The sequence below is a fragment of the Acinetobacter stercoris genome (assembly GCF_900323515.1).
Classification (GTDB): Bacteria; Pseudomonadota; Gammaproteobacteria; order Pseudomonadales; family Moraxellaceae; genus Acinetobacter; species Acinetobacter stercoris.
Map to the genome: position 1 here is coordinate 1 of NZ_OOGT01000141.1, position 10413 is coordinate 10413.

The following is a 10413-nucleotide window of genomic DNA, read 5'->3' on the forward strand; positions in this document are numbered from 1 at the left end:
GAAATGAATGTGGATACAGCTACTGGTACTGTCAATCCTCGTGTACAACAAATTGTAGTCCGCTTACTTGGGGATCTGTTTCAGGCAATCGAAGATCTTGACCTCTCTCCTTCTGAAGTCTGGAAAGGCCTAGAATATTTTACAGATGCTGGAAAGGCAAACGAATTAGGTTTGTTAGCAGCTGGTCTCGGTCTCGAACATTATTTAGATTTACGTGCTGATGAAGCCGATGCCAAAGCAGGTATCACGGGTGGAACACCGCGTACCATCGAAGGACCTCTATACGTTGCTGGTGCTCCTGAATCCGTAGGCTTTGCCCGTATGGATGATGGTTCCGAATCCGATCACATCGATACATTATTCATCGAAGGTACTGTAACTGATCCTGAAGGTAATATCATTCCAAATGCCAAAGTAGAAGTCTGGCATGCAAATGGATTAGGTAACTATTCTTTCTTCGACAAGTCGCAATCTGAGTTTAACCTGCGTCGTACTATCCTGACTGACGAAAACGGTAAATATGTTGCCCAAACAACTATGCCTGTAGGCTATGGTTGCCCTCCTGAAGGCACAACTCAATTCGTACTGAATCTGCTGGGTCGCCACGGTAACCGCCCTTCTCACGTACATTACTTTGTTTCTGCACCAGGTTATCGCAAACTAACGACTCAATTTAATATCGAAGGCGACAAATACCTTTGGGATGACTTTGCATTTGCAACCCGTGATGGTCTGGTTGCTACAGCTGTAGATGTAACAGATGAGGCAGAGCTTGCTAAACGTGGTCAGAATAAACCTTTCAAACACATCACTTTCAATGTTGAGCTTGTGAAAGAAAAAGCTGATGCTCCAACAACTGAAGTGGATCGTCGCCGCGCTAGCGTATAAATTAAATGATTTTTTCAAGCTCCGGATAGATAAATAGCCTATTTAACTTAGGCTATTTACATTGTTTCGCATCGATAAATGCTACGATTGGTCCAAGATTAAATCGAGAATCATGTCGTCCAATCTGGGGGATATAGCGACTTGAAATTGAACCATCCAGATACAGGGCATTATCTACTCCCAGCTCATCTTTGAATAAACTTGCAAAATCAAAAAAGTTAACTTTATTGTGACTAATTACAAAATACAGCTCATTATTTTTAATCCCCACCCCATTTCTGATTTTCAATGAATCTGAATTTGGTAAAAACCGAGTATTAATTTTTCCATCAATCACTAGCATAGGTCCCGATTGTGTTGCATATTTTGCATTAAAATCTGATGTCATAAATTTTTCTGTTGAGACAATCACTGCTTTTTGCTCATTCCATGCTAAAACTCCGTTCGGTTGCATAAAGAAATTACCAAACCCTGAATCAGTATTAATCTTTTTTATCCTTGTATAGTTTTCAATATATAACCCTACTGGTGAATAGTCAGGGTGATACATTCCTGCATTCATTGCAAAAAACATAGATTGACATTTAGGTAAACTTTTTTTCAAAGGATTAAACTTCTTATAAGGTAAATTTTTATCATTATTTAAAAACAATTTAAGATTTTTTAAGGATTTAATTATCACCACATCAGCAATCACATTCTGCTTGCTTTGAATTTGCACATATTCAACCTTANCATGTGATAAGTGTATAAATGATGGACTCATAAGTACTGTAAAAACCAGCCTTTTTAAAATTTTCATTGTTTAGTCATTCACTAAAAATATATATAAATCTTTATGTTACAAATAAAAATAATTCAATACTGCAATTTATCTCTTTTCATACCCTGTACTTTAAAATTTAGGTATAATCCTACAGATTCTTTCAATAAAAATACACCTGTAAACTTTATTGGAAAAGAGTGATATATGCAGAGAAGCTTTAAAAAATATCCTATTGGAGCCCACCTCATTGTTAAACATTTCGGCTATACCCATCATGGTATATATGCTGGAAGAGGTCGTGTTATCCATTATTCGGGGTTTGCACACTTTTTTAAAAAGCAGCCAATTGAAATTACATCAATCGACAAATTTTCCCACGGTAAAAAAATCTCCATTCGTCACTATGAACAACCTAGATATAAAGGTCGTTTAGTCGTCAAACGTATGCGCTCACGTATGCATGAAAACCAGTATCATTTGATCATTAATAATTGTGAACACTTGTGTAGCTGGGCTATTACCGGGGTAGAAAGTAGTCCCCAAGTCATCAGAATGATGAATAGACTCACCACTATTGGCTATGTGAGTTCAATCATGAGTTATATGAATGGATTGCTATTAACAATTGCAACCACATGTTTTGCACTGGTTTTTTATATCAAAATGAAACTTAGAGCCAAAGCAAAAATGCAAATGCCAACCTATCTGTTTTTAAAGGATCATGAGCAAAAAAAGTAAAGCTTATTGCTTAAATGGAGGGAACTTATCATTAACCAAATTCAATTCCAGACCATACTCCAGATAAGCCTTTAGAGCATCCAGCACAGTTGTAAAACCACCAGTATTATTCATAATAAAAGCAATTAATTCTGAGCCTTGAAATGGAATATCATAATTTCTGATTTTTAAATAAGTCTCATGTTCTGAAATTTTTTCAAAAATAAAATCAACAGTAGTCTTGGGTTCACCCCATACTATTTGAATTAATTTATTCTCTACAATGGACAACACTGTAACATCTGTTTCAACCAGATATTTATCCCAAGTCCATTTTACACTTTTCCCCTGTTCCAGCTTTCCAGTAGAACGGCTACACCAAAATTTAGTAGTGACTTTAGGTTCAATAAATGCATTGAATACTTCCTTCACAGGTTTGCGAATCAACATTTGTGTTTCAATCACTGGCATTTTTATTGTCCTATTCTTTGTAGAGTTATTCTTTATAAATAAACAAGTTCACATCCTTCAACAAGTCAAAAAGTGTAAATTATCTTAAGCTTAATCATGTAAAAAAAACGCTTGAAGCTTAAAAAAATTATAAAAGCCAGGCAAAGGCACTTCCATCCAAAGCGTCTCAGCATAAAACAATAAATAATTATGGTGTAAATGACGAGCTTACCAAGGCGTTATATCTTTCTGTAAACTGACCATTCCAATATGGGTAATATGGATATGGTGGATACACTGCACTTACCTGATTTAATCGCTCGATTTGAGCATTTGATAGCAAAATGTCTTTTGCACCCAGATTATCCCTAAGCTGTGTTTCGTTGCGCGCACCAATCAATACCGTTGAAACGGTTGGTCTTTGCAATAACCAGCTCAGTGCGACCTGTGGAACAGTTGCTTGTATTTCATTAGATATATCTTTTAAAACATCGAGTAAATTATAAAGTATTTCCTGCTGGATAGGCGGAGCAAACTGCTCTGTGTCATGTAAACGACTTTCTATAGGCACTGGGTTTTGTCGGTCAAACTTACCTGTTAATCTTCCCCATCCAAGCGGACTCCACACCACAGCACCAATATTCTGATCATGATTAAGTGGCATTAATTCCCATTCATAATCACGACCAATCAATGAATAATAAACCTGATTTGCTACAAATTTTTCATAACCATGTTGACTCGCAATCGACTGCGCTTTCATCAATTGCCAGCCTGAAAAGTTTGAAACACCTATATATCGTACTTTTCCACTACGAACCAAGTCATCCAGAGTTTTCATGAGTTGTTCAAGTGAAGTAAAACTATCGAAATGGTGTAATTGCAAAACATCGATATAATCTGTATTGAGCCTTTCCAAAGACTGCTCCACAGCACGAATTAAATAATTTCGACTAAAACCCACATCATTTGCATTTTCAGATGTTCGGATACTGACCTTAGTCGAAATAATATTGTGATGGCGTTCCTGAGCCAGTGCTTTCCCTAACATACGTTCAGACTCACCATCTGAATACACATCGGCTGTATCAAAAAAGTTTATACCTGCATCCAAACACAGTTTAATCATATGATTCGCTTCATGCTGGCTGGCTTTTCCCCATGCAGAGAATATTTGCCCTTTACCGCCAAAGGTTCCTGCTCCAAAACCAAGTTCAGAAACTTTAAGTCCAGAATTACCCAATAAGTTATATTTCATCTCACACCTGTATATTTAGATATTAAATATACAATAACGATTGTTTATTATTTAAAAAACCAGAATAATCAATAAAGACTTTCCTGTTTTTATTGATAATCAAGATCATTATGAATACTGAAGATTTTCACTTTTTTATCCGTGTTGCTGATCTAGGTTCGATTAGCAAGGCCGCAAAACAGGAAAATATTTCTGTCTCAGTAGCAAGTCAGCGCATACAGCGTTTAGAACAAAGTCTAAACTTACGTTTATTTCACCGTACAACACGTAAAATTAATTTAACCGAGGAAGGTAAAACCTTACTTGATCATGGAAGAAAATGGATAGATGATTTTTCAAACCTGAAAGAAAGTCTTCAGGCTAAAGATAGTCGCCTAATTGGCACACTTAAAATTACCGCTTCAGCAACATTTGGGATACAAATCTTGACGCCTGTTATTGCTGAATTCTCCCTACGCTATCCTGAATTAAAAATTCATCTGGATTTAAATGATCAAAATATTGACTTGATTGAACATGGTATGGATATCGCTATTCGCATAGGAAAACTCAGAGACTCAAGTTTAGTTGCAAAAAAACTTACTCAAAATAAGCGGTTGCTCTGTGCAGCACCTGAGTATCTAGACAGATTTGGCATTCCCCAAACATTGCAGGACTTGAAGCAACATCGATGTATATTACAACAACATGAACAGGGCTTAACCAATATCTGGAATTTTATCAGCCCAAAGGGTGAAAGCTTGTCAGTTGTGATCAATGGTTATTTTATTTCCAATTCTGGTGAAGCAATACGTCAGGCATCATTAAAAGGGTTAGGTATTTCAAATCACTCAGTCTGGCATGTTGAAGATGATCTAAAGTCAGGAAAATTGATTCAGGTATTAAAAGATTATCCTATCGAACCCACTGCGATCTATGCAGTAATTCCAGAAAGATCTCTTGTCCCTGCTAAAGTCCAGACTTTCTTGTCTTATTTACAAAATTATTTTACAAATCGTTATGCATGGTTTGAACTATGACGCTTACCTAAATAAAAAAGACCCAACCTAAGCCGGGTCTTTTTATAACATTCTGTTTTTAATTATTTACCTGGCTTAAAGCTGTCACGTAAATCCAAGATACGGTTAAATACAGGTTTGTCACTTGTATGATCGTATTGATCTGCAACAAAATAGCCTTCACGCTCAAACTGGAAACGTTCTTCTGGCTGAGCATTTGCCAATGCAGGTTCAATCACTGCCTGAACTACTTTTAGTGACTCTGGGTTCAAATGTTTTAAGAAATCATCATCAGCATCAGGAGCTGCTTCTGTAAATAAACGATCATAAATACGTACCTCAGCAGGAATACCCTTAGTCGCAGACACCCAATGAATAACACCTTTAACCTTACGGCCTTCTGGATTTTTACCTAAGGTTGCAGGGTCAATTGAACATTTCAACTCGACGACTTCACCATTTTCATCTTTAATCACTTCATCACATTTAATCACATAAGCATGACGTAAACGGACTTCTCCATCTGGAATCAAACGCTTAAAACCTTTAGGCGGAACTTCCTCAAAGTCTTTACGATCAATATAGATTTCTTTAGACAATGGAATAACACGGTCACCCATATCAACATTTGGATGACGTGCATGACTTAGATCCATATCTTCTGGAAGATTAGTCAATGTAACTTTTAAAGGATTTAATACAGCCATGCCTCTTGCTGCTGTATTTTCCAAAGATTGGCGGATACAGAACTCAAGCATTGCCACATCGACAATACCATCCGTTTTTGAAACACCTACACGTTTACAGAAATCACGCAAACCTTCTGGTGTAAATCCACGACGACGCATACCAACTACAGTTGGCATACGTGGATCATCCCAACCATTTACATATCCGCCTTCAACCAGCTTACGCAGTTTACGTTTAGAAGTAATCGTATAATCAATATTTAAACGACTCGACTCATATTGATGAGGAACGCTTTTTGAATGAACTTTTTCAACGACCCAATCATAAAATGGACGGTGATCCTGAAATTCAAGCGTACAAAGTGAGTGTGTAATTCCTTCTATCGCATCTGATAATGGGTGCGCATAGTCATACATCGGATACATTTTCCACTTGTCACCTGTTTGATGATGATCAGAATGTAACACGCGGTATAAAATAGGATCACGCATATGCACATTTGGAGAAGCCATATCAATTTTGGCACGAAGCACTGCTTGGCCTTCACCAAACTCACCATTATTCATTTTTTCGAAATTTACTAAATTTTCTTCAATCGAAGTATCGCGATATGGAGAGTCCTTACCAGGTTCAACAAAATTACCACGATTCAGCTTGATCTCTTCTGGTGATTGTAGATCAACATAAGCATCGCCCTGTTTAATCAATTGAATTGCCCATGCATGCAACTGGTCAAAGTAGCTTGATGCATAACGAGGTTCACCATTCCAGTTGAAACCAAGCCATTTCACATCATTAGCGATACCATCGACATACTCTTGCTCTTCAGCATCAGGGTTTGTGTCGTCGAAACGAAGGTTACATAAACCCTCGTACTCTTTTGCAATACCAAAATTCAAACAGATCGCTTTTACATGACCTATATGTAAATAACCATTTGGCTCTGGCGGGAAACGGGTAACAACCGTCTGTGTGCGACCTGCTTCCAAATCATCAGTAATGACCTGACGGATAAAATCCAAACCGGGCTGTTGTTCTTGCTGCACGGCATCGACAGGATGATTTTGAGTTGTCGGGGTATTTGGCAGGGATGAAACAACATCATTCGGCTTCATAATGGATAAATCACTTCTATAATAAAAATTAGGACAATAAAAACGCAATTTTGAATTTTTTAACAAAGAAAATAACGTTTTTGCTTGCTATGTAGTTTACAGTTTGCTTATGCTTCTCTCAACCAAAAACCCATGGCTTTTTTTGTCCATGCTTAGGAGATAATGTATGAGTTTTCCTCAAGTCGAATTAAATACCAATAAAGGTCGTATTGTTCTTGAGCTAAATGCTGAAAAAGCACCAAAAACTGTAGCAAATTTTTTAGAATACGTACGTGACGGTTTTTATGACGGCGTAATTTTCCACCGCGTGATCGATGGCTTTATGATCCAGGGTGGTGGTATGGATGAGAACTTCAAAGAAAAAGCAACTCGTGATTCTATCGAAAACGAGGCTGATAACGGTTTGAGTAATGATGTAGGTACGATTGCAATGGCTCGTACTCAAGCGCCTCATTCAGCTTCTGCCCAATTCTTTATCAACGTTAAAGATAACTCTTTCTTGAACCATACTGGCAAAACTGCACAAGGTTGGGGTTATGCGGTATTTGGTAAAGTTGTAGAAGGTATGGAAGTTGTTAACGACATCAAAGGTGTTCGCACTGGCAACCGTGGTTACCACGCTGACGTTCCTTTAGAGAATGTTGTGATCGAATCTGCTAAAATTATTTCTGAATAAAAAAACCTGCTCCCTGACTTTCTTTAGTTTTAAAGCTCTGCTTTAAAACACTACAATGAAAGACAGCAATTCCCTCAGTAATGAGGGAGTTGGGATTTGAAAGGATCTTTAAGTGACCTATCTTTTTATTGCAGATTTGCATTTGTCACCTGAACACCCTCGACTTATTCGGGGGTTTTTAGATTTATTGACAAAATATCAAAATAAAAATACTCAATTATATATTTTAGGTGACTGGTTTAACGCCTGGATTGGTGACGATTATACAGCTCCTTGGTTAGATGAGATTGTTAATGCCTTAAAGCAGTTTAATCAGGCTGGTAACCATGTTTACTTTCAAGTCGGCAATCGGGACTTCGCTCTAAACGAAGTTTTTTTAAATCAATTTAACGGTACACTTCTGCCTGACACTTATTTTCTTCATATCGGAAATAAACAATTTCGTCTTGAGCATGGCGATGCATTATGTACCGATGACATCTCCTATCAACGTTTTAAAAAGATTATACGAAATCCATTACTTATAGCTTTTCTAAGAAAAACACCACTTGGTTTTAGAATTCGTCTCGCCAATGGTTTTCGAAAAAAAAGTACTGAAAAAAAACAAGATAAACCTTATCAAATCATGGATGTCAATCAACAGGCTGTGAAAAAAGCCATGTCAGATATTGATATATTAGTTCATGGACATACCCATCGCCCTCAGATACACGATGTTAATGCGAAACCACGTATCGTATTAGGTGATTGGCGTGAAAGCACTTCGCAGGCCATGATTTTAGAAGTTGATGAATCAGGTAACTGGCAATTCATCCAGTGGAATATTGCGTAATTTCACATTTTTTGTAATCATCAAATAAAATAAAACAATCAGAATAGGGATTATTCGATGAGTGAAAAAAATATTAGTAAGTATTTAAGCTTTGTCCTTAGACATAAACCAGAAATTATAGATTTAAAATTAGACCAGGAAGGTTGGGCGTGTATATCCGATTTACTAGAACGCTCTGAACCTATTCATGGTGTCCAGTTAAACCGCACCCTTCTTCTCAATGTAGTAAAAAATAACGCCAAACAACGTTTCCAAATCTCTGACGACGGTTTAAAAATCAGGGCTGTGCAAGGTCATTCCACAACAACTGTCGATCGAAAGTTTCTGGAAAAGACTCCTCCTGCCTTTCTATATCATGGTACAGCTGAACGTTTTATATCATCTATCCAAAATCAGGGCTTAATCCCTAAAGAACGGCAATACGTCCATTTATCAGAAAGTTTAGATACAGCTCTTGCAGTAGGAGCGCGCTATGGTAAACCCTATATTTTAACAATCCGTACTTTAGACATGCATCAAAGTGGTTTCAAATTTTATCAGGCAGAGAATAATGTCTGGCTAGTTGAAAAAGTTCCCAAATATTTCATTGAACAGTCATGAAATTGCCCAATGTATGTAAACATTAATATCATCCTGCAAAAAATATACAGACTATTCTCAATTTTATAGATTGCTTTCACAAAAAATTATATTTTTTGACAAATTTTCCTAATCAAAATTTAAAATATGAGAATATAATCAGAAGACTTTAAAATATATTTTTAGGTTTCAATATGGATCTGTTAAACGTTTCAAAAACACGTTATACGACTAAAGCTTATGATTCTTCAAAAAAAATTCCTTCAGTTCAGTTTGACCGTTTATTGGAAGTCCTGCGTTTAACTCCCTCATCCATTAACATCCAGCCATGGCACTTTTTTATTGCTGATAATGCACAGGCAAAAGAACGCATAGCAACAGCTCTTGTTGGCAAATACGCCTATAATGCCCCTAAAGTACTGGATTCATCACATACGATTTTATTTTGTACCAAAGCCGATATTACATCCGAGCACTTGGAGCATTTATTACACCAAGATGACATCAGTGGTCGTTTTAAGGATGAAGCTGCAAAGCAAGGACAAAAAGACAGCCGTATCGGTTATGTTGATTATTATAAAAATGAAAAAGGTGATATCTCGCGTTGGGCTGAAAACCAGACATTTATTGCATTAGGGCAAATGCTACTTGCCGCTGGCATTGAAGGTATTGATGCAACACCTATTGGTGGTTTTAATGAGAAAATCATTTCTGAAGAGTTTAAATTAAAAGAACAAGGGCTTATACCTTCTGTACTTTTAACACTAGGTTATCGCAGTGACAGTGATTTTAATGCGAAATTACCTAAGTCCCGCTTAAATAAAGAGGAAATCTTTACTCGTCTGTAATAGCAAATCTGTGGGGAAGCATTTTCTCCACAGCCCTGTTATATTTCCTAACAACTATTTTAATAATATTAAAACAAATATTCTTTTCTTTAGCATATTTTTGTCATATATATTTCTTAGTCAGATGACATATTTGTTGTAGCAATATATAAAACACCAACCTGGATGAAACTACTGGGTGTTGATATGGATCTAAGCACGTATATCACCAACAAGTTTAAGAAGTTTAATGAATATTTAGAAACACACTGGCAAACTCACCCCTATAAGTTTAAAGAAATTCAGACTCTTCTCTTTTTCCAGTCTTATGCCACTCTGGATTTAACTGAACGGTTTGATATTAATATCAAAGAATCCATCGAATACCCGACCTTAAGTTATTATTATCACCGCATTGAAAAATATATAAAAATACCTGCAAAGGAACTCTTCCCCTCTTCTTTTCATCGCCCATATGATCAGATTTTAAATGAATTTAAATATCTAAGCTTTTATCAAGAGCCAGAGGAAATAAGAAAAAAAGTTGAAAACATTTTTGATATTTATCAAAAAATAGCATTGCCTCTTTCTAGTCATCATATCTATCAGGAAATACA

Annotated in this window: 11 protein-coding genes and 1 pseudogene; 8 read left to right on the forward strand and 4 right to left on the reverse strand. The window is 36.6% G+C overall.

Annotation, left to right across the window (positions count from 1 at the left end):
- The coding region (gene catA / locus KPC_RS13565; protein ID WP_121974900.1) for a catechol 1,2-dioxygenase at positions 1–888 on the forward strand (888 nt) is incomplete at its 5' end.
- 52 nt (positions 889–940) lie between these two features.
- Here catA and KPC_RS13570 read toward each other — a convergent pair.
- The gene (locus tag KPC_RS13570; protein ID WP_121974901.1) at positions 941–1690 is read right to left on the reverse strand and encodes a phosphodiester glycosidase family protein; all 750 of its coding nucleotides are present in this window, start codon (positions 1688–1690) and stop codon (positions 941–943) included.
- A 168-nt stretch (positions 1691–1858) separates the two neighbouring features.
- Between KPC_RS13570 and KPC_RS13575 the strand changes: the two genes are divergently transcribed.
- The gene (locus KPC_RS13575) at positions 1859–2392 is read left to right on the forward strand and encodes a lecithin retinol acyltransferase family protein (protein ID WP_121974902.1); all 534 of its coding nucleotides are present in this window, start codon (positions 1859–1861) and stop codon (positions 2390–2392) included.
- Between the two features lie 3 nt (positions 2393–2395).
- On the opposite strand, the gene KPC_RS13580 is transcribed toward KPC_RS13575, so the two are convergent.
- On the reverse strand, positions 2396–2842 hold the full coding sequence (locus tag KPC_RS13580; RefSeq protein ID WP_121974903.1) for an SRPBCC domain-containing protein: 447 nt from the start codon (positions 2840–2842) through the stop codon (positions 2396–2398).
- Positions 2843–3029: 187 nt separating this feature from the next.
- Positions 3030–4079, reverse strand: a complete 1050-nt coding sequence (locus KPC_RS13585) for an aldo/keto reductase (protein WP_121974904.1) — start codon at positions 4077–4079, stop codon at positions 3030–3032.
- Between the two features lie 110 nt (positions 4080–4189).
- On the opposite strand from KPC_RS13585, the gene KPC_RS13590 reads away from it, so the two are divergent.
- Positions 4190–5098 carry a LysR family transcriptional regulator gene (locus KPC_RS13590; protein WP_121974905.1) on the forward strand — a complete coding sequence of 303 codons (909 nt, stop codon included), beginning with the start codon at positions 4190–4192 and terminating at the stop codon, positions 5096–5098.
- Positions 5099–5160: 62 nt separating this feature from the next.
- Here KPC_RS13590 and KPC_RS13595 read toward each other — a convergent pair whose 3' ends face one another.
- On the reverse strand, positions 5161–6882 hold the full coding sequence (locus KPC_RS13595; RefSeq protein ID WP_121974906.1) for a glutamine--tRNA ligase/YqeY domain fusion protein: 1722 nt from the start codon (positions 6880–6882) through the stop codon (positions 5161–5163).
- A gap of 166 nt (positions 6883–7048) precedes the next feature.
- Here KPC_RS13595 and KPC_RS13600 point away from each other — a divergent pair, with 166 nt between their 5' ends.
- From KPC_RS13600 to KPC_RS13620, 5 genes and pseudogenes are all read left to right on the forward strand, one after another.
- Complete coding sequence (locus tag KPC_RS13600; protein ID WP_121974907.1) at positions 7049–7558, forward strand: peptidylprolyl isomerase; 510 nt, start codon at positions 7049–7051, stop codon at positions 7556–7558.
- 112 nt (positions 7559–7670) lie between these two features.
- Entirely contained in the window at positions 7671–8390 is a 720-nt protein-coding gene (locus tag KPC_RS13605; RefSeq protein WP_121974908.1) for a UDP-2,3-diacylglucosamine diphosphatase, read from the forward strand.
- 57 nt (positions 8391–8447) lie between these two features.
- Complete coding sequence (locus tag KPC_RS13610) at positions 8448–8990, forward strand: RNA 2'-phosphotransferase (RefSeq protein ID WP_121974909.1); 543 nt, start codon at positions 8448–8450, stop codon at positions 8988–8990.
- Between the two features lie 173 nt (positions 8991–9163).
- Positions 9164–9817 (forward strand): oxygen-insensitive NAD(P)H nitroreductase, encoded by a 654-nt coding sequence (gene nfsB / locus KPC_RS13615; RefSeq protein ID WP_121974910.1) that lies wholly within the window; start codon positions 9164–9166, stop codon positions 9815–9817.
- 165 nt (positions 9818–9982) lie between these two features.
- A pseudogene (locus KPC_RS13620) lies at positions 9983–10413 on the forward strand (helix-turn-helix domain-containing protein); the annotation flags it as partial.